General features: G+C 60.9%; 17 protein-coding genes. 14 read left to right on the top strand and 3 right to left on the bottom strand.

Annotation, left to right across the window (positions count from 1 at the left end):
- Position 1 precedes the first annotated feature (1 nt).
- From F4V60_RS06725 to ypfJ, 3 genes are all read right to left on the bottom strand, one after another.
- A complete protein-coding gene (locus F4V60_RS06725) occupies positions 2 to 688 on the bottom strand; it encodes an FMN reductase (protein WP_075729897.1) in 687 nt (228 codons plus the stop codon).
- A gap of 3 nt (positions 689 to 691) precedes the next feature.
- Positions 692 to 1,804 carry an LLM class flavin-dependent oxidoreductase gene (locus tag F4V60_RS06720; RefSeq protein WP_075729896.1) on the bottom strand — a complete coding sequence of 371 codons (1,113 nt, stop codon included), beginning with the start codon at positions 1,802 to 1,804 and terminating at the stop codon, positions 692 to 694.
- A gap of 213 nt (positions 1,805 to 2,017) precedes the next feature.
- The gene (ypfJ, locus tag F4V60_RS06715; protein ID WP_075729895.1) at positions 2,018 to 2,926 is read right to left on the bottom strand and encodes a KPN_02809 family neutral zinc metallopeptidase; all 909 of its coding nucleotides are present in this window, start codon (positions 2,924 to 2,926) and stop codon (positions 2,018 to 2,020) included.
- Positions 2,927 to 3,270: 344 nt separating this feature from the next.
- Between ypfJ and aspS the strand changes: the two genes are divergently transcribed.
- From aspS to efp, 14 genes are all read left to right on the top strand, one after another.
- Positions 3,271 to 5,088, top strand: a complete 1,818-nt coding sequence (gene aspS / locus F4V60_RS06710; protein ID WP_075729894.1) for an aspartate--tRNA ligase — start codon at positions 3,271 to 3,273, stop codon at positions 5,086 to 5,088.
- A gap of 146 nt (positions 5,089 to 5,234) precedes the next feature.
- A complete protein-coding gene (locus tag F4V60_RS06705) occupies positions 5,235 to 6,389 on the top strand; it encodes a phosphotransferase family protein (RefSeq protein ID WP_141255855.1) in 1,155 nt (384 codons plus the stop codon).
- A 14-nt stretch (positions 6,390 to 6,403) separates the two neighbouring features.
- On the top strand, positions 6,404 to 7,786 hold the full coding sequence (locus F4V60_RS06700; protein ID WP_075729892.1) for a replication-associated recombination protein A: 1,383 nt from the start codon (positions 6,404 to 6,406) through the stop codon (positions 7,784 to 7,786).
- A gap of 148 nt (positions 7,787 to 7,934) precedes the next feature.
- Positions 7,935 to 10,628 (top strand): alanine--tRNA ligase, encoded by a 2,694-nt coding sequence (gene alaS, locus F4V60_RS06695; RefSeq protein ID WP_075729891.1) that lies wholly within the window; start codon positions 7,935 to 7,937, stop codon positions 10,626 to 10,628.
- Between the two features lie 124 nt (positions 10,629 to 10,752).
- Positions 10,753 to 11,277, top strand: a complete 525-nt coding sequence (gene ruvX, locus F4V60_RS06690; protein WP_075729890.1) for a Holliday junction resolvase RuvX — start codon at positions 10,753 to 10,755, stop codon at positions 11,275 to 11,277.
- 67 nt (positions 11,278 to 11,344) lie between these two features.
- Positions 11,345 to 12,586 carry an endolytic transglycosylase MltG gene (locus F4V60_RS06685; RefSeq protein WP_084559261.1) on the top strand — a complete coding sequence of 414 codons (1,242 nt, stop codon included), beginning with the start codon at positions 11,345 to 11,347 and terminating at the stop codon, positions 12,584 to 12,586.
- Between the two features lie 85 nt (positions 12,587 to 12,671).
- Positions 12,672 to 13,505: a shikimate dehydrogenase gene (locus F4V60_RS06680; RefSeq protein ID WP_075729889.1), complete on the top strand. Its 834-nt coding sequence runs from the start codon at positions 12,672 to 12,674 to the stop codon at positions 13,503 to 13,505.
- Positions 13,506 to 13,573: 68 nt separating this feature from the next.
- The gene (locus F4V60_RS06675) at positions 13,574 to 14,128 is read left to right on the top strand and encodes a prepilin peptidase (protein ID WP_307722790.1); all 555 of its coding nucleotides are present in this window, start codon (positions 13,574 to 13,576) and stop codon (positions 14,126 to 14,128) included.
- Positions 14,129 to 14,181: 53 nt separating this feature from the next.
- Positions 14,182 to 15,402 (top strand): chorismate synthase, encoded by a 1,221-nt coding sequence (gene aroC / locus F4V60_RS06670; protein ID WP_198154398.1) that lies wholly within the window; start codon positions 14,182 to 14,184, stop codon positions 15,400 to 15,402.
- A 3-nt stretch (positions 15,403 to 15,405) separates the two neighbouring features.
- Positions 15,406 to 15,942 (top strand): shikimate kinase, encoded by a 537-nt coding sequence (locus tag F4V60_RS06665; protein ID WP_075729888.1) that lies wholly within the window; start codon positions 15,406 to 15,408, stop codon positions 15,940 to 15,942.
- Positions 15,943 to 16,045: 103 nt separating this feature from the next.
- The gene (gene aroB, locus F4V60_RS06660; protein WP_075729887.1) at positions 16,046 to 17,119 is read left to right on the top strand and encodes a 3-dehydroquinate synthase; all 1,074 of its coding nucleotides are present in this window, start codon (positions 16,046 to 16,048) and stop codon (positions 17,117 to 17,119) included.
- Positions 17,120 to 17,209: 90 nt separating this feature from the next.
- Positions 17,210 to 17,641, top strand: a complete 432-nt coding sequence (gene aroQ / locus F4V60_RS06655) for a type II 3-dehydroquinate dehydratase (RefSeq protein ID WP_075729886.1) — start codon at positions 17,210 to 17,212, stop codon at positions 17,639 to 17,641.
- A gap of 90 nt (positions 17,642 to 17,731) precedes the next feature.
- Positions 17,732 to 18,823: a M24 family metallopeptidase gene (locus F4V60_RS06650; RefSeq protein WP_075729885.1), complete on the top strand. Its 1,092-nt coding sequence runs from the start codon at positions 17,732 to 17,734 to the stop codon at positions 18,821 to 18,823.
- 137 nt (positions 18,824 to 18,960) lie between these two features.
- Entirely contained in the window at positions 18,961 to 19,524 is a 564-nt protein-coding gene (gene efp / locus F4V60_RS06645; RefSeq protein ID WP_075729884.1) for an elongation factor P, read from the top strand.
- Positions 19,525 to 19,528: the final 4 nt, after the last annotated feature.

Below are 19,528 nucleotides of genomic sequence, written 5' to 3'. Positions count from 1 at the left end.
TCTAGGCCCTATCGGAATCGCTCGCCGTGCCGTCGTGGCCGGCGAGTAGGGATCCGAAGTCGATGAGGTCTTCTTCGAGGTCGAGCCCGGTCTTGCGCGGGGCCTGGTCGGTGGCGTTGATGCCGCTGAGCCCGCCCACGCGGTCGGTCGGGGAGACCATGAGATCGGCGAGTTGGCCTGCAGCTACGCCGATGCGCTCGTTCGTGCTTGCCCCGTGCTGCGTGCCATAGTCCTCCGTAGCTTGATAGATGCCGGTGGGCACCACCACGGCATGGAGATAGTTAAACAGCGGGCGCAGGGAGTAATCAAGCATCAGCGCGTGGCGCGAGGAGCCCCCGGTCGCGGCGATGAGCGTGGGAAGCCCCTCGAGGGCATGGGGAGTCAAGGTGTCGAAGAACATCTTGAACAGCCCCGAGTAACTGCCCTGGAAGGCCGGGGTGACGGCGATGAGCCCATCCGCGGTGGACAGCGCGCGCTTGGCGGCATCCAGATTTGGAGTATCCGCCCCCCAGTTGACCATCGCCGCGGCGAGCTCGGTGGCGAGCTCACGCAACTCGATGACCTGGACCTCCACGCCCTCGCCACGGGCGGTGATGTGGGCCTCGGTGGCCTCGCAGAGGGCTTCGGCAAGCTTGCGGGTCGAAGATGGCGTGGACAAGCCAGCCGTGACTACGACCAAAGAACGCATGTCCTAGTCCTCCTTTCCAGGGTTGACCAAAAAGTGCGGGGAATCCGGGTGAGCCTTGAGCCAAGAATGAGTCGGCGGATCCGAGGGTACGTGATCTGGGCGCCGTGCCTCCATGCGGCGACGCAGCTCGGGGACAACTTGCGTTCCTAGGAGCTCCACCTGCTTGAGCACGACGTCCTGCGGGAGGCCTGCGTGGTCGATGAGGAAGAGCTGACGCTGGTAGTCGCCGACCCAGTCCGCAAACTGCATGGTGCGCTCGATGACTTGCTCGACCGTGCCGACGGTAAGCGGGGTCTGTGACGTGAACTCCTCGAGGGAAGGGCCGTGGCCATAGACCGGCGCGTTATCGAAGTAGGGGCGGAAGAACTTCTTGGCCTCGGCCTCCGTATCCGCCATGAATACTTGTCCGCCTAGGCCAACGATGGCCTGGTCCGCTCGCCCGTGTCCGTACTTTTCGTAGCGGTTGCGGTAGAGCTGAACCATCTTGGCGGTGTGCTCCTTGTTCCAGAAGATGTTGTTGTGGAAGAAGCCATCGCCGTAGTAGGCGGCCTGCTCAGCGATCTGCACAGAGCGGATCGAGCCGTGCCAGACAAAGGGGGCGACTCCATCAAGCGGTGCCGGGGTGGAGGTATATCCCTGCAGCGGAGTACGGAATTTGCCGGACCAGTTCACCACCGGCTCGCGCCACAGGCGGCGCAGAAGGTGGTAGTTCTCCACGGCCAGGGGGATGCCTTGGCGGATGTCCTTGCCGAACCACGGATAGACAGGACCTGTGTTGCCACGGCCCATCATGAGATCGACGCGGCCACCGGAGATGTGCTGGAGGAAGGCGTAGTCCTCGGCGATCTTGACCGGATCGTTAGTGGTGATAAGCGTGGTCGACGTCGAAAGCAGCAAGTTCTTGGTCTTCGCCGCGATATAGCCCAGGTGCGTCGTGGGAGAGGAGGGAATGAAAGGCGGGTTGTGGTGCTCGCCGGTTGCGAAGACGTCGAGGCCTACCTCCTCGGCCTTGAGGGCTATTTCCGTCATGCTGGCGATGCGCTGCGCCTCGGTGGGCGTGGTGCCGATGGTGGGATCGGTGGTTACGTCGCCGATTGTAAAGATTCCGAATTGCATGATTCAACCTCTTTCTGGTGTCTGAAAGTATCTTATATGACATGACAACAAAAAGGAACAGGGTTTATTCCATGGAAGGATAAGCCCGGCTCAGGGGTGGGGGTGAGGTGCGCGTTGATAAGGCAAACGCGCCCTGACTAGCTGGGGGATTGGGGCTGGGTGTTGGGGCTGGGGGATTGGGCCCTGCGAGATTAGGAAAGTTGGCGACTAAGTCTAGGAGGAGTAGACCCCACGGCCCAAGAAGTCGCAGGAGGCCATGTTTCCGCTTTGGTAACCGCTCAAGAAGGCCTGTGCGCGCTGCTCGGAAGAACCGTGCGTCCACTGGTCCGGGCGCACCTGACCGCCCGAGCGTTCCTGAATGTTGTCATCTCCCACTGCGCGTGCGGCATCGATAGCTGAGCGAGCCTGCTGGTCTGTGATTGGATCAAGGAGCGCGTCAGCACCGTCATCGGCGTGATGCGCCCAGATGCCGGCATAGCAATCGGCTTGCAACTCGATCTTCACCGCGTTCGAGTCCTCGCCGGGCTCGTTGTAGTTGGATAGACCCAGGGTGCCTTCGAGCTGTTGGATGTGGTGGCCAAACTCATGGGCCACGATGTACATCTGGGCAAGCGGGGCATCCTCGGCGCCGAACTGGTGGAGCTGCGAGAAGAAAGCGGTATCGAAATAGGCCGTCTGATCAGTGGGGCAATAGAAAGGCCCCGTTGCGCCTGAAGCTATGCCGCAGCCACTCTGCGTGGAATCGTGGAAGATAACCAAACCCGGCTTGGTGTACTGCAGGCTCGCCTCGCGCGGAAGGAGGGTTTCCCAGACTTGGTCCACGGACTGTGCGGCGTACATGACGCGGCAATCATCATATTTGTTGCCATCCTCCGCGGTGCGGCAATGGGCAAACTCATCGCTGGAATCGCCCCCTGTAATCTCTCCCTGGGACTGCTCCTGGCCCTGATCCGAACCGAGAAACTGGCCAATGTCCGAGGGGCTGCCGCCCAGCAGCAGGAAGAGGCCAATGAGGACGACGGTGCCGATACCGCCACCGGCAGCGATGGTGCCGCCACGCCTCCCACCGCCACCGGATCGCGCACGGGTGTTGTCGAACTCTGCGCCTGAGCGAAATGTCATGAATCTGATAATGCCATAAGCGCAACGCGAATCCGCAGAGCATTCACCGAACACGCACGGAATACGCACAGAAAGCCGGTGCGGTGGTTGGCGCAGTGTGCGGTATTACCCTCTTTTGCGTCTGAATGGTTTTGCAACGCGTTTGAAGAGGGAGATGGAAGTTGCCCTTAGGGATAGCTGTTGTGACGCTTGCCTGAGTTTATTGCGCCTGATAGTTCCCGCTGCGGGGTGCGGACTGTAGACTTGGGCCGTTCATGTTTTTTAAGCCGCCCTCCGCGCGCGCCGTTTACGCGGGGCGGGGGGTGAGCGTTAAGGCAAAAAATTCAGGAAGGGACTGAACAATAGTGCTGCGCACTCATTTGGCAGGCGAGCTACGCAAGGATCTTGCGGGCGAGACTGTAACTCTGACGGGCTGGGTTTCCCGTCGTCGCGACCACGGTGGCGTTATCTTTATCGATCTGCGCGACCGTTCCGGAATTGCCCAGGTTGTATTCCGTGAATCAGCCGTGGCGGAGCGCGCGCACGATCTGCGTTCCGAATACTGCATCAAGGTAACCGGCGTGGTCGAACCGCGTCCGGAAGGCTCGGAGAACCCGAACCTGCCCTCTGGTGATATCGAGGTCAACGTCGCAGACCTCGAGGTTCTCAACAAGTCTGCAGCACTGCCATTCCAGGTGGATGATCCCGCGGCTTCAGGCGAGGTGGGTGAAGAAACCCGCCTGCGCTACCGCTACCTCGACCTGCGCCGCGCGCGCCAGGCCGCAGCACTGCGCTTGCGTTCCGCAGCTAATCGTGCCGCACGCGAGGTGCTCGATGCCGAGGACTTCACCGAGATCGAGACCCCGACCCTGACGCGTTCCACCCCTGAGGGTGCGCGTGACTTCTTGGTCCCCGCCCGCCTAAAGCCGGGCTCTTGGTACGCACTGCCGCAGTCCCCGCAGCTGTTCAAGCAGCTGCTCATGGTGGCTGGCATGGAGCGCTACTACCAGATCGCTCGCTGCTACCGTGACGAGGACTTCCGCGCTGACCGTCAGCCGGAGTTCACCCAGCTGGACGTCGAGATGTCCTTCGTGGACCAGGATGACATCATCGCCCTCGGCGAGAAGATCTTGGTCGCGCTGTGGAAGCTCATTGGTTACGAGGTTTCCACCCCGATCCCGCGCATGACCTACGCGGATGCCATGAAGTACTACGGCTCTGACAAGCCGGACCTGCGCTTCGACATCAAGATCGTCGAATGCACCGACTTCTTCAAAGACACCACCTTCCGCGTGTTCCAGAACGAGTATGTCGGCGCAGTAGTCATGGAGGGCGGAGCTTCCCAGCCGCGCCGTCAGTTTGATGCCTGGCAGGACTGGGCCAAGCAGCGCGGCGCCAAGGGCCTGGCCTACATTACTGTTGCTGAGGACGGCACCCTCGGCGGTCCAGTGGCCAAGAACATTACCGATGCCGAGCGCGAGGGCATTGCAGCCCACGTGGGCGCGCAGCCCGGTGACGCGATCTTCTTCGCCGCAGGTGATACCCGTTCTTCCCGTGCGCTGCTCGGCGCTGCCCGCGGCGAGATTGCTTCCAAGTTGGGCCTCATCAAGGAAGGGGACTGGGCCTTTACCTGGGTCGTTGACGCGCCGCTCTTCGAGCCGGCCGCTGATGCCACCGCCTCCGGTGACGTAGCCCTGGGCCATTCCAAGTGGACCGCTGTGCACCACGCCTTCACCTCTCCCAAGCCGGAGTGGATGGATACCTTTGATAAGGATCCAGGCTCTGCCACCGCCTATGCTTATGACATTGTCTGCAACGGCAACGAGATTGGTGGCGGTTCCATCCGTATCCACCGTCGTGACGTGCAGGAGCGAGTCTTCGAGGTCATGGGTATCGGCGAGGAAGAGGCACAGGAGAAGTTCGGCTTCCTCCTCGACGCCTTTGCCTTCGGCGCCCCGCCCCACGGCGGCATCGCCTTTGGCTGGGACCGCATCGTTTCCCTGCTGGGAGGCTTCGAGTCCATCCGTGACGTCATCGCCTTCCCCAAGTCCGGTGGCGGAGTCGATCCGCTTACCGACGCCCCCGCACCGATCCCCGCGGCACAGCGCCGCGAGACCGGCGTGGATTTCAAGCCGGAAAAGAAGAAGGCTGCCAAGCAACCGGAAAAGCAGCCAGAAAAGTAATCGGAGGATGAGCGTAGCCTCCTAGGTTCGCTATATCCGTGGCGCCCAGCGCCTAAATCCCGGTGTTACTAGTGCGAGGAGAAAGAGTGAATTCGGAAGAATCGCTGAGTCAAGACGAGGTCATCAAGGTTGCAGCTGAGCTGCTGATGAGCCGCTATGGTGGCGAGCCTGATATGACCGCAGTCGAAGACCTCGGCGGCTCCGGGCATGCCCTGGTGCTGCGCGTGCGAATTTCTCCGAGCGCCTTCTTGCCGCAGCGCTCCGTCGTCATCAAATACAGCCCGGTTACCGGCCACGCCATTGATGATGCCGCGCTGCTGCGCGAGGTGGTGGCTTACCAGTTCACTACTTCCTTGTCCGAAGATGTTCGTCCGGGGCCGGTTCTGTTGGCCCATGACTTAGATCGCCGGATTCTCGTTCTCAGCGATCTGGGGGAAGGCGATACCCTGGCTGATACCCTCATGAGCGCGAAAGATGAGGAGCGGCTTAAAGTCGTGCGCTCTTTGGGCACGGCCCTGGGGCAGATGCATTCCGGAACTGCTGGGCGTGAGCAGGACTATGATCGGCTCCTTCACCGCCTGCTGCGCCAGTACCCCGACTATGCCGAGCACCAAGCGCTGCGTGATGAGTCGCTGCAGCGCTCCATCCTCATCGGGCGCGATATTCTGCGTGAGGCCGGCTTGGAGGCTCCCGAGCACTTCGTTCGCCTAGCCGAGCACGCCACCTCGACCCTGCGCTCGGGGAGTAACCGGGCCTTTACGCCCTTCGACCTCTCCCCGGATAACATCGTTATCTCCCAGCGTGTGTTCTTCTTGGACTACGAGTGGGCTGGTTTCCGCAACGTCGGTTTCGACGTGGCCTGCGTCATTGCCGGATTCCCGCAGTTCCTCTTCTCGCGGCCCATCTCCAACGAGGAGGCCGATGCCTTCATCAACGCTTGGGTCCGCCAAGTCGTCGAGGTGTGGCCGCGTTTCGGTGATTCGGACTACCTGCATGAGCTAATCGTCGCCTCGCTCATTGGTTGGGCGCTCTCGAGCGTGACCACCATGTATGCGGGCGGCATTGAGGGCGTTGTAGCCCTGGCTCGCGGCGAGGCAGAGATCAACCACGATTCGCAGCACTCCTTGTTGCGCCCAGGGGACTCCGGTCACTTCGAGCCAGAGGAGCTCCTCATCCGGCGCGACCTCTATGAAACTTTCGAGGCTCTAGCCCGCTACGCGGGTCAGTGCGGAAGCGCGGTGTGTACACCCGTGGCCGAATTCGGCACCACGGTGGCCCAGCGCTTGCACGATAAGTCTTAAACGGAGAAGCTTAAGTGGCACAAGACGCACTCTTCGGCCAGAGCTCGCCAGACTCAGCGCAGCCAGGACTGGGCGGAGTGGGCCAAGACCTCTTTCGCACCCACGCCGATTCGCCCCTGGCAGCGCGTATGCGCCCGCGCACGCTCGACGAGGTCGTGGGACAGGATCACCTCTTAGGGCCTGGGCGGCCTTTGCGCAGGCTGGTCGAGGGATCGGGGGAGGCCTCAGTCATTCTCTACGGCCCGCCCGGCACCGGAAAGACCACGATAGCCTCGCTGGTGGCGCGCGCCATGGGACAGAACTTCGTCGGCCTATCGGCCCTAGATTCCGGGGTCAAGCAGGTGCGCGAGGTCATTACGCACGCGCGCCGCGAACTTGTGGCCGGGCGGCGCACGGTCTTATTCATCGATGAGGTGCATCGTTTTTCCAAGAACCAACAGGATGCTTTGCTGGCCGCAGTAGAAAACCGCACTGTGCTCCTCGTGGCGGCCACCACGGAAAACCCTTCCTTCTCGGTGGTCGCGCCGTTGCTGTCACGCTCTTTGTTGCTCCAGCTCAATTCCCTGGGCGAGGAGGACCTCAAGGGGCTTATCCGCCGCGCCGTGGAGGATCCGCGCGGAATTGGCGGGCGCGTCTCCATTAGCGAGGATGCGCTCGATCAACTGGTATTGCTGGCCGGCGGAGACGCGCGGCGTGCTCTGACCTACCTCGAGGCCGCCGCCGAGGCGGTCGAGGATGGCCAGGAGCTGAGCACGCAGACCATCAAAGACAACGTTAACCGAGCGGTCGTGCGCTATGACCGCGACGGCGACCAGCACTACGATGTCGTCTCCGCCTTCATCAAGTCCATCCGTGGCTCCGACGTCGACGCGGCACTGCACTACTTGGCCCGCATGATCGAGGCGGGAGAGGATCCGCGCTTTATTGCGCGCAGACTCATGGTCCACGCCTCGGAGGACATCGGCATGGCGGATCCCACGGCTTTGCAGGTGGCGGTGGCCGCCGCGCAGGCAGCTCAGCTCATTGGTCTGCCGGAGGCGCGCATCCCGCTGGCCCAGGCCACCATTCACCTGGCCACCGCTCCCAAGTCCAACTCCGTCATCGAGGCAATCTCCGCTGCCCAAGTCGATGTCCAGGCAGGCAAGAGCGGGCACGTCCCGCCGCATCTGCGCGATGGGCACTACGAAGGAGCCAAGAAGCTGGGTAATGCCGTGGACTATGTTTACCCGCATGATGATCCGCGCGGCGTCGTCAGCCAGCAGTACCTGCCGGATTCCCTGGAGGGCGCGCAGTACTACCAGCCCAGCGATCATGGCGCGGAGAAGCGCATCTTTGATTACCTAGGACGCCTGCGCGAGATTATCCGCGGCAAAGGTGCACGCGGGCGCGGCAAATAGCTAGGATTGTCCTCGACTGCGTTTAGCCCACTCTTCAAAGCCTGCTCTTTTAGGCACACTCTTTTTAGCCAGCTTTGCTGACACGAGTAGAGTTGGAGCAGCATTTATTTAGTTCGCAAGCCTTTTTCAACAGTAAGGAAAATAGATCGTGGAGACACATGAGATCCGGGAACGTTTCACCCAGCACTTCGTTAAGGCTGGTCACGAGGCGGTGCCCAGCGCCTCTTTGATCCTGGATGATCCTAACCTGTTGTTCGTCAACGCCGGCATGGTGCCCTTCAAGCCCTACTTCTTGGGGCAGCAGAATCCGCCTTTCCCGAATGGCACTGCCACCTCGATCCAAAAGTGTGTGCGCACCCTCGATATCGAAGAGGTGGGCATTACCACCCGCCACAATACTTTCTTCCAGATGGCCGGAAACTTTTCCTTTGGTCAGTACTTCAAGGAAGGGGCCATCACGCATGCTTGGGCCCTGCTGACCGGCTCGCTGGAGGAGGGTGGCTTTGGCCTCGACCCCCAGCGCCTGTGGGTCACTGTCTACCTCGATGACGATGAGGCCGCCAATATCTGGCACGAAAAGATTGGCGTGCCCAAAGAGCGCATCCAGCGCCTAGGCATGGAGGATAACTACTGGTCCATGGGCATCCCCGGCCCCTGTGGCCCTTGTTCCGAGATCTACTACGACCGTGGCCCGGAGTACGGCGCAGAGGGCGGCCCAGTGGCGGATGACAACCGCTACATGGAGCTGTGGAACCTCGTGTTCATGCAGAATGAGCGCGGCGAGGGCATTGGCAAGAACAACTATGAGATCCTCGGCCCGCTGCCGAAGAAGAACATCGATACCGGCCTGGGCATCGAGCGCGTCGCCTGCATCCTGCAGGGTGTGGATAATGTCTACGAAACGGACCTGCTGCGTCCTGTCATCATCGAGGCGGAAAAGCTGACCGGCTCTAAGTACGGTGAAGGAGTTGCCCACGAGGACAACATTCGTTTCCGCGTCATCGCCGATCACTCGCGCACGGGCATGATGCTCATCCTCGACGGTGTTACCCCTGGCAACGAAGGCCGCGGCTACATTTTGCGCCGCCTGCTGCGCCGCATCTCGCGTTCGGCCAAGCTTCTGGGCGCTACTGAACCCACCATGGAGCGTTTCATGAACACCATCATGGACGCCATGACGCCTTCCTACCCGGAGATTGCAGACAACCGCGAGCGCATCATCCGCGTCGCCGTCAACGAGGAGAAGGCATTCCTCAAGACCCTGGAGTCCGGCACCAAGCTTTTTGATGAGGCTGTGGGGGAGCTCAAGGCCACCTCGCGCGCTAAGACGCCGAAGGTTTTGTCCGGTTCCAAGGCCTTCGAGCTGCATGATACCTATGGTTTCCCCATCGACTTGACCCTTGAGATGGCCCATGAGGCGGGCCTCGATGTGGACATGAAGGGCTTCGATGCGGCAATGAACGAGCAGCGCAGCCGTGCCAAGGCCGATAACCGCGCCAAGAAGCACGGGCACACCGATCTCTCCCTCTACCGCGAGTGGGTGGACAATGATCCGACGGTATTCACTGGATATGATGAGCTCAGCTCTGCCTCGAAGGTCATTGGTCTCGTGCGCGACGGTCAGAAGGTCAACGAGGTACACGAGGGCGAGCACGTCGAGGTCATTTTGGATCAATCCCCGCTCTACGCAGAGTCTGGCGGACAGGTCGCAGATCACGGCCGCATCGTGGCAGGGGATACCCTGCTCGAGGTTGGGGACGTGCAGAAGATCGGCAAGCGCCTGTGGGTTCACAAGGCTACCGTGACCTCCGGCGGACTGGACCTAGGTTCCTCCGTCGAGGCCATCGTGGACGAGAAGTGGCGCCACGGCGCTGTCCAGGCGCACTCGGCCACCCACCTCATTCACGCAGCTTTGCGTCAGGTGCTTGGCCCCACCGCAGTCCAGGCAGGTTCCTTGAACCGCCCCGGCTACCTGCGCTTCGACTTCAACTACACCGAGCAGCTCACCCCGCAGCAGCTCCAAGAGATCGCCACGATTACTAACCAGGCAGTAGACGCGGACTTGGAAGTAACCACCATCGAGACCACCCTGGATAAGGCCAAGTCGATGGGCGCCATGGCGCTCTTCGGCGAGAACTATGGCTCGCAGGTCCGTGTCGTCGAGATCGGCGGCCCTTTCTCTATCGAGCTCTGCGGCGGCACCCACGTCAAGCACTCCTCCCAGATTGGCCCCGTTTCCGTCCTGGGAGAGTCCTCCGTGGGCTCCGGCGCGCGCCGCATCGAGGCCTATTCCGGGCTCGATGCCTTCCGTTACTACTCCAAGGAGACCGCTTTGGTGGAGGGCGTGTCGCGTGAGCTGAAAGTGCAGTCGACTGACCTGCCCGAGCGCGTCAGCAGCTTGGCCGAAAAGCTCAAGGCTGCAGAGAAGGAGATTGAGAGCCTGCGCAACGCACAGCTAGCTGCGCGCGCTGCCGAGCTCATCGCTTCTGCTCAGGACGTCAACGGCTTCAAGGTCGTGGCACTCCAGCTTCCACAGGGCACCGCTGGTGGGGATCTGCGCACCATCGCCACTGATGTGCGCAATCGCCTGCGCGAGCAGGACGCGGTTGTCTTGTTGGGCGCGGTATCTAATGGCAAGTTCCCCTTCATTGCGGCTGCCACCCCGAGCGCGGTTGAGCGCGGGGTCAAGGCGGGCGACATCGTTAAGCAATTCGGCCAGTACGTCGATGGACGCGGTGGTGGCAAGGCGGACATGGCGCAGGGATCGGGCGCGAATGCTGCCGGCGCCGAGAGCGGATTTGCGGCAGTCAAGGATGGCCTATCAAAGCTGGCGGCCCGCTAAGGACAGAAGTTTGTGGGCGGCTGCCCGCGTGAGATGTTAATTGTGTTGCAATACGTGTTATCTTAAGTTGTTGCCTAAACTTAACCGTCTTGTTATCAATTACAGTCTCTCGCGAAAGGTCACCATGGCGCAGGTTTCACCAGATAGTCCCGGGGTCAATGATCCCGGGGAGGGACGCCGCCTAGCGCTGGACGTGGGGACTGTGCGCATCGGTGTGGCGGTATCCGACCGGGATGCCAAGCTCGCCATGCCCCTAGAAACCGTGGCACGCGAAACCGGGCTGCGTGACTCGGACAAGGGTGACATCGACGCCATCCTGGCGCTCATTGAGCAGTATCAGGTGGTAGAAGTCGTTGTTGGCCTCCCGCGAGACTTGCATGGCAATGGCTCAAAGAGCGTCAAACACGCAAAGGAAATCGCCTTCCGTATAAATAGGCGCCTGAGTCGCGCCGCGAACCCTAACGTGGGCGCAATTCCGGTGCGCATGGCAGATGAGCGGCTGACCACTGTGGTGGCCGCCCAAGCGCTGCGTAGCTCCGGAGTTTCAGAGAAGAAGGGCCGTAGCGTCATTGACCAAGCGGCGGCCGTGGAGATTTTGCAATCGTGGCTGGATGCTCGCCAGCGGATTCTCAACTCGTCCCAGGCCTAGAAAATCAAGCCCCAACCCATAGGAGATCAAGTACGTGAGCCGGAATCAAACCCGCATCGGCAGATCGATGGAACCGAAGTACGTCAAGCGTCGCCAGCGCGGCGTTGCTGTGCTCCTTGCCTCCATCGTGCTCATCGCCGGGGCGCTGGGCTACATCGGCTTCCGCCTGTTGGGAGGAGGAAATACCTTGGACTACGAGGGAGCCGGCAATGGCGTGACGCAGCTGATCGAGATCCCAGAGGGCTCCTCGATGTCGGAGCTTGCCCCCGACCTCGTGGAGAAGAACGTGGTCAAGACTGCGGAGGCCTTTACATCTGCTGCATCCTCCAACCCCCAAGCCTCTCAGATCGAGCCGGGCTTCTACCGCCTCGAGGAAGAGATGAGTGCCAAGTCCGCCGTGAGCGCTCTGCTCGACAAAGACAACAAGGTTGACTTGCTTGACGTCAAGGGCGGTTCCACTCTTTCCGATGTCAACGTGGTGGGCGGCGATGTCCGCTATGGCATCTACTCCATGATCTCCCAGGTTTCCTGTGGCGATGGGGGTTGCGTCTCCAAGGAGGATTTGGAGAGGGTAGCCGCCGCCGTGGACCCAGCCAAGCTGGGTGCGCCGGAGTGGGCTCTTGATGCCATCCGTGCTCGCGGTGAGGATCCCAAGCGCCTCGAGGGGCTCATCGCCCCCGGCCAGTACGTGATTAACCCGAACATGAGCGCTGAGGAAATCCTCACCGATCTGATCACCCGCTCCACCAAGCGCTACAACGACACCAACATCGTCGATCGCGCGAAGGCTATCAACCTCAGCCCCTATCAGCTGCTTTCCGCGGCCTCCCTCATTGAGCGCGAGGCGCCCGCAGGGGAGTTCAACAAGGTGGCCCGCGTCATCCTAAACCGCTTGGCCGAGCCAATGCGTCTCGAGTTCGACTCCACCGTCAACTACGGCCTGCCCGATGTGGAGCTGGCCACCACAGACGAGGCACGCGCCGAGGTCACCCCGTGGAATACCTACGCCAAGGAGGGGCTGCCGGATACGCCAATCGCCTCGCCTTCTGAGGAAGCCATCCTGGCCATGGAGAATCCGGCGGAGGGCAATTGGAAGTTCTTCGTCACCGTCGACCAGCAGGGCACCACGGTATTCACCGATAACTACGATGATCACCTCGCCCGCGTGGATGATGCCATCAACTCCGGTATCCTCAACTCCCAGCGCGGCAACCCCGCCCAAGGTGCCGCCGGCGGCACTCCTCTCGACGAGCAGGACCCAGCTGCCGGCGAAGCACCAGCACCGGCTGCGGAGAACCCGGCACCCTAAAGTTAAGTCGCGGCTGGCACTTTCTGGGCTGTGCCTCCGTGCTGGCCCAGTATTGGCATTCGAGTATTAGGAGATTTCATCCACCATGCCTCGCGCAGCAGTTCTTGGTTCACCCATCGAGCATTCTCTCTCGCCGCTCTTGCATAATGCTGGCTATGCGGCCTTGGGGTTGGGGGATTGGTCCTATACCCGCTTTGAGGTGACGGATGAAACCCTGCCGAAGTTTCTAGAGCAAGCCCCAGAGGACTTTCGTGGTTTCTCAGTGACGATGCCCGGCAAGTTCGCGGCCCTCGCGCTTGGCGATGTCGCCACTGATCGCGCTCGCCTCATCGGCTCAGCCAATACCTTGGTGCGCACACCGCAGGGCTGGCTCGCTGATAACACGGACGCCGACGGGGTGCTTGGTGCCCTAGGTGAACTTCTCGGAGATGCCTCCATTGAGCACGCCACCATCATTGGCGCTGGCGGCACGGCCCGCCCGACGCTGTGGGGGCTGGCACGCTATGGCGCGAAGGCGGTCACCGTGCTCAACCGTAGTGACCGCCTCCAGGAGCTGGAACCGTTGGCAGCTATTCTGGGCGTGGAGCTGCGTGGCATGAGCTTCGATGATGATTCAGCAGAGTTGGCGCGCTTGTCGCGTTCTTCCGATGTGGTGGTATCCACGGTTCCCTCGCGGGCGCTGGAAGGGCATCTTCCGGAACTATCCCATGCGCCAGTATTTGACGTTATTTATGATCCCTGGCCCACCCCGCTTACTATCTTCGCGGCCGCCGACGGCTATAGGACTGTCGGAGGGCAGGTCATGCTCGCGCACCAAGCCTTTAGCCAATTCGAGCTTTTTACCGGACAGGCAGCGCCGCGCGAGGCCATGTTTGCCGCTCTCAACGCCGAGCTAGCGCTGCGCGGCGGCACGAAGTAGAGAGAAATACACCATTTAGAGTGCTACGGCGCGCGGCCCATCTCCCTTGGCGCTAGCCTGCTTAATTCATGGGGCAGACATCGTATTTGGGGCAAAGACTACAGCTGAGTGGGGGATTAGCCGGGCTAGAGCCGGTGCCTCAAGTGGCACCGATGATGCTGTCAGCCCTGGTGGTCTTGATCTCGTGCTGGGCTTTAGCCTTGTGCTGGTGGGATCTGCGCCATCGGCGTTTGCCAGACATACTGACCATTCCGGCGGGGGCGGCGTCCTTGTTCTTCCTAGTCTTAGCTCCGCATTTACTTTCTTTCGAGCAGGCTTTTCCAGCTCTTGTTCTTTCAGGTCTTATCTGGCCGGTGCTGTATTTGGCTTTGGCAATCACTAGAGGCGGCATAGGAGGCGGAGACATAAAACTGGCGCTGCCGCTGGGGATCACCTGTGCGGTCTGCGGAGGAGCGCTGGCGGTACTCGGTGCGATAGTCGTTGCGGCGCTGTGGACTTTGGTTCACGCCGCCTTTCTTAGCGCTCGGGGCTCTAGGCGCCCTCCCGCGCACGGTCCGGGGATGCTGCTGGGTAGCGCCATTGCGTCTGGCTGGGCACCCTTTTGGGCACCCTTTATGGTGTGATTAGGCTCCAATCGGGGGCCACATGCCTCGCCTTAAGTGACGCTCGTGCGATAATGACGGGCATGCTTCGTTGGACTACTGCAGGTGAATCCCACGGCCAAGCGCTCATCGCCATGATTGAGCGTATGCCGGCGGGCGTTCCCATCACTAAGGATGACATCGCGCTTCAGCTTTCGCGTCGCCGCCTCGGCTACGGCCGCGGAGCCCGGATGAAGTTTGAAGCGGATGAGTTGACCCTGCTCACCGGCATTCGGCATGGGCTCACCCTGGGAAGCCCTATCGCCATCATGATTGGTAATACCGAGTGGCCAAAATGGACTACTGTCATGTCCCCGGATCCGCTCGATCCACAGGATGGCGAGGCAGCGAAAGCCATGTCCTCCGGGCGGGGTGCGGCGCTTACCCGTCCTCGCCCCGGCCACGCCGACTTCGCCGGAATGATCAAGTATGACCACAGCGAGGCCCGCCCGGTGCTGGAGCGTTCCTCCGCGCGTGAGACGGCCGCTCGTGTTGCTGCAGCAACGCTGGCCCGTAACTTCCTGCGTGAGACGCTGGGCGTGGAGGTATTCTCCCACGTGATTTCCATCGGTGCTTCTGAGCCCTATTCTGGCCCTGACCCCAGTTTTGAGGATCTGGGCGGCATCGATGAGTCACCAGTGCGCGCCTTTTCCACAGAGTCGGAGAAGGAGATGATCGCTGAGATCGAGGCAGCGAAGAAGCAGGGCGATACCCTCGGTGGGGTGGTCGAGGTCATCGTTGAGGGCCTACCCATCGGCCTAGGCTCTCACGTTTCCGGCGAGGATCGCCTTGATGCCCAGCTAGCCGGGGCCCTCATGGGGATCCAAGCTATTAAGGGCGTGGAAATTGGGGACGGTTTTGCGGAGGCGCGGCGCCGCGGCACCGAGGCTCACGATGAGATAGTGCGCACCGCCCACGGCGTCGAGCGGCTTAGCAATCGCGCCGGCGGGCTCGAGGGTGGCATGACTAATGGCCAGCCGCTGCGCGTGCGTGCTGCTATGAAGCCCATCTCCACCGTTCCACGCGCACTGAAGACCGTGGATATGGACAGCGGTGCTGCCGCTTCGGCCATTCACCAGCGCTCGGATGTGTGCGCGGTACCAGCTGCCGGCGTCGTCGCTGAGGCCATGGTGGCCTTGGTTCTTGCCCGCGCGGTACTAGAAAAGTTTGGCGGTGACAGTCTCTCGGAGACTTCCCGCAATATCTCCACCTACAATGACTATGTTTCCCAGCGTTTGGACTTTGACGAGGAGTAAGCAATGACAACACCCGTTGCCGTCACCGGAAACCCCCGACCGCGCATCGTCTTGGTCGGTCCCCCTGGGGCGGGCAAGTCGACCATCGGCCTGCGTCTTGCGCACGCGCTGAACTGCGAGTTGGTTGATTCGGATGATCTCGTCGCCGCAGAATATGGCAAGAGCTGTGGCGAGGTTTTCGCCGAGCTAGGGGAGCCGAAGTTCCGTGAAGTTGAAGCCCGCATTGTAGCCCAGGCACTTGAAAGCAAAGGCGTAGTCAGCCTCGGTGGAGGAGCGGTGCTCAGCGAAGCAACGCGTGAGCTCTTAGATCGTCACACGGTGATCTATCTTGAGATCACTGCTGAGGAGGGCGCCAGCCGCACGGCGGGGGATGATTCACGGCCGGTGCTTCAGTCTGCAGATCCCATAGGCCATTACCGCACTCTCCTCGAAGCGCGGCACCCGCTCTATACGGAAGTGGCGGACTTTAAGATCCGCACTGGCTCCCGCTCCCCGCAGCAGGTGGTGGGAGAGGTCTTGAGTTTTATGGAGACCCTGTAGTACTTCTCTGGGGCCTTAAGTCACAAAGCCCTTACTCTATGTAAAGCCGGCTATAAGTCAGCTAAAAGTCAGCTATAAGCCACTGAAGGAAAGTTCTCTCTCAATGCTCAAGACCATCAGCGTTAACGGCCCCAACCCCTACGTGGTCCATATTGGCCACGGCCTGACAGATGCCATCGCCGACCGCATCAAGGCCGTGGGAGCCGCACAGGTCGCCGTAGTCTTCCAACCGCCCCTGGCTGCAGCTGCCCGCCACCTGGCGTCTGAGGCCCAGGCACGCAACATCCGCGTCACTCTGCTCGAGATTCCTGACGCCGAGTTTGCAAAGAACCTCGAGGTACTTGGGGGACTGTGGGATCGTCTCGGGGAAGAAGGCTTTAGCCGCAGGGACCTAGTCGTCGGATTAGGCGGCGGCGCTGCTACTGACTTAGCTGGCTTCCTCGCCGCAACATGGATGCGCGGGATCAAGGTTATCCAGGCGCCAACCACGCTGTTGGCCATGGTTGATGCAGCCGTCGGCGGCAAGACTGGCATCAACACGGATGCCGGGAAGAACCTGGTGGGTGCGTTCCACGAGCCGGATTCCGTGTTTATGGATCTTGATCGCTTGCTCACCCTTCCGGAGGAAGAAATCGTGGCGGGCTCAGCTGAGATCATCAAGACCGGGCTCATCCACGATCCCGTCATCGTCGAACGCTATGTAGAGAACCCCGCCGCGTGCCTCGATCCTCTTCAGTATCTGCCTGAACTCATTGAGCGCTCCGTGACGGTCAAAGCCGCTGTGGTTGGCGCGGATTTGAAGGAGTCCGGCCTGCGCGAGATTCTCAACTACGGACATACCTTTGGTCACGCAGTCGAGTTGCGCGAGCACTACACCTGGCGCCACGGAAGAGCGGTGGCCGTGGGCATGATGTTTGTGGCCAACCTCTCCTACAACCGCGGATTCATCGATGAGGAGCTTCTCAATCTGCATCGAGATATCTTGCTCTCAGTCGGCTTGCCGGTGACCTATGAGGCCGGGCACTTCCCGGAGCTCTATGAAGCAATGACGCATGATAAGAAGAACCGCGACGGGCACATCAGGTTCGTGGCCTTGACTGGAATTGCTCAGACCACCCGCCTTGAGGGGCCCTCGATGGAGGAACTAGAGGCGGCCTACGCGGCCATCTCCGTCTAAAGCTCATCAACCTAAAGCTCAACAATGCAACCAGCGCCCATCTCCTTGTGGTGGGCAACCGGAAGTACTACAAGGAACGGAATCCTCGTTATGAAAATTCTCATTCTCAACGGCCCTAACTTGAACCGCCTCGGTAAGAGGCAGCCCGAGGTTTATGGAACAACAACGCTCGCAGATGTTGAGTCGCGGGTTCGCGAGCACGCTGCCCAACACTCGATAGACACGGAGTTCTTCCAGTCCAATCATGAGGGCGAGCTCATCGACAAGGTGCACGAGGCGGCGGATGCGGGCTGGCCCGTCATCATCAACCCTGGCGGCTTTACCCATACCTCGGTGGCGCTGCGTGATGCGCTCGCAGAAGTCGCTGATGGCCGTGGCTTCGTGGAAGTCCATATATCTAACGTTCACGCCCGCGAGGCCTTTCGGCACCACTCCTATCTCAGCCCGATAGCACGCGGAGTCATCGCGGGGCTCGGGGTATTCGGCTACATCGCCGCCGTCGATTTCTTTGCCCAAGACTAAGGCGGTTTGCCAACGCTTAACGGCGGCGTCGACTAGTGTGAAGGGCTAGATAACGCCCACGCACAGATAAATAGAGATAGAGGAAGTTCAATGGCCTTGGCAGATACCCGTTTTAGCAACCGTCGCCGCAAGCTGGCTTCGCAGTTGGCGGCGCAGCGCATTGATGCGATGTTGGTGACGCACCTTATTCACGTGCGCTATCTGTCCGGCTTCTCCGGATCCAATGGTGGTTTGCTGCTCCGCAAGGACCTTTCTGCAGTGATGGCGACTGACGGGCGCTACACCACGCAGATTGCAGCCGAGGTTCCGGATCTGAAGGCTATCCTCGGGCGTTCTGTCGGGCCTGCCCTGCTCAAGACCCTTGAGGGACCGCAACGCGTCGGCTTCGAAGCGGACTATGTCACTGTTTCCCAGCTACGCGCCCTTGAAAAGGCTCTGCCGGAGGATATAACCCTCGTCCCAGTAAGCGGAGTGATAGAAAAGATTCGGCTCATCAAGGATCCTCATGAACTCAGCCGCCTGGAGGAGGTCGCTGATCTGGCCAACGATTCTTTGGAGTCTTTGCTCGCCGCTGGTGAGTTGGCAGCCGGGCGCACCGAGCGCGAGGTCGCGGCGGACTTGGAGTATCGCATGCGGATGGCGGGTTCGGAGCGCGTCAGCTTCGACACCATCGTGGCCTCGGGCCCGAACTCCGCGATGCCGCACCATAGTGCAGGCGACCGCGTGATTGAGTCTGGCGATCTCGTGACCATCGATTTCGGCGCCCACGCGCGGGGTTTTAACTCCGATTGCACGCGCACCTTCGTTATTGGTGAGGCCAACGATTTCGCACGCGAGATCTATGACCTTGTTCTGCGCGCTCAGCTGGCAGGTGTGGCGGCGGCGACCCCAGGAACCAAGCTGGTCGACGTCGACGCCGCGTGCCGCGACATCATCGAGGAAGCCGGATATGGTGAGGCTTTTGTGCACTCGACTGGCCACGGCGTTGGCCTGGAAGTTCACGAGGCTCCTGCGGCGGCCAAGACCGGCAGCGGTACGCTAGAGGCCGGCATGACCTTGACCATCGAGCCGGGTGTCTATGTGCCTGGCAAGGGCGGGGTGCGCATCGAAGATACCCTCATCATCACCGACGGTGCGCCGAAGATTATCACTAAGGCCTCCAAAGAGCTGCGCATTCTCTAGAGAATTGCGTATTCCCTGGCGTGGCTCCGCGGGTTAAGTGCCAAGCTCCTTGCCCTTTTCGCGTCGCCCGCGGGGGCTGGGGTATGCTAAAACACTGTTTTCATCTTTTCATCCACGATCCCCCGGGAGATTAATCCATGGCTGATACCACCGACTTTAAGAACGGTCTCGTTCTCAAGCTCGATAACAAGCTACAGCAGATCATCGAATTCCAGCACGTTAAGCCGGGCAAGGGCCCCGCTTTCGTCCGTACGAAGCTGAAGGATGTTGTCAGTGGCAAGGTCACGGACAAGACCTTCAACGCTGGCGTCAAGGTGGAGACGGCAACCGTCGACCGCCGCGATATGACCTACCTGTACAACGATGGCACCAACTTTGTTGTCATGGATGATAAGACCTTCGAGCAGTTCGAGATTCCCTTCGATAAGTTCGGCGATGCCGGCAAGTTCCTGCTCGAGAACATGCGCGTACAGGTGTCTTTCCACGATGGCGAGGTCCTCTTCGGCGAGCTGCCTATCTCCGTCGACCTTAAGGTCGAGCACACCGAGCCGGGCCTGCAGGGCGACCGCTCTTCCGGCGGCACCAAGCCCGCCACCCTCGAGACCGGCGCGGAGATTCAGGTCCCGCTCTTCATCGAGATCGGCAACGTCCTCAAGATCGATACCCGCACTGGCGAGTATCTCTCCCGCGTCAACAACTAGGTAG

It is taken from the genome of Corynebacterium flavescens, from assembly GCF_008693105.1.
Classification (GTDB): domain Bacteria; phylum Actinomycetota; class Actinomycetes; order Mycobacteriales; family Mycobacteriaceae; genus Corynebacterium; species Corynebacterium flavescens.
Note: the sequence above shows the minus strand (reverse complement) of the source record. Positions and strands in the feature narration are given on the sequence as shown.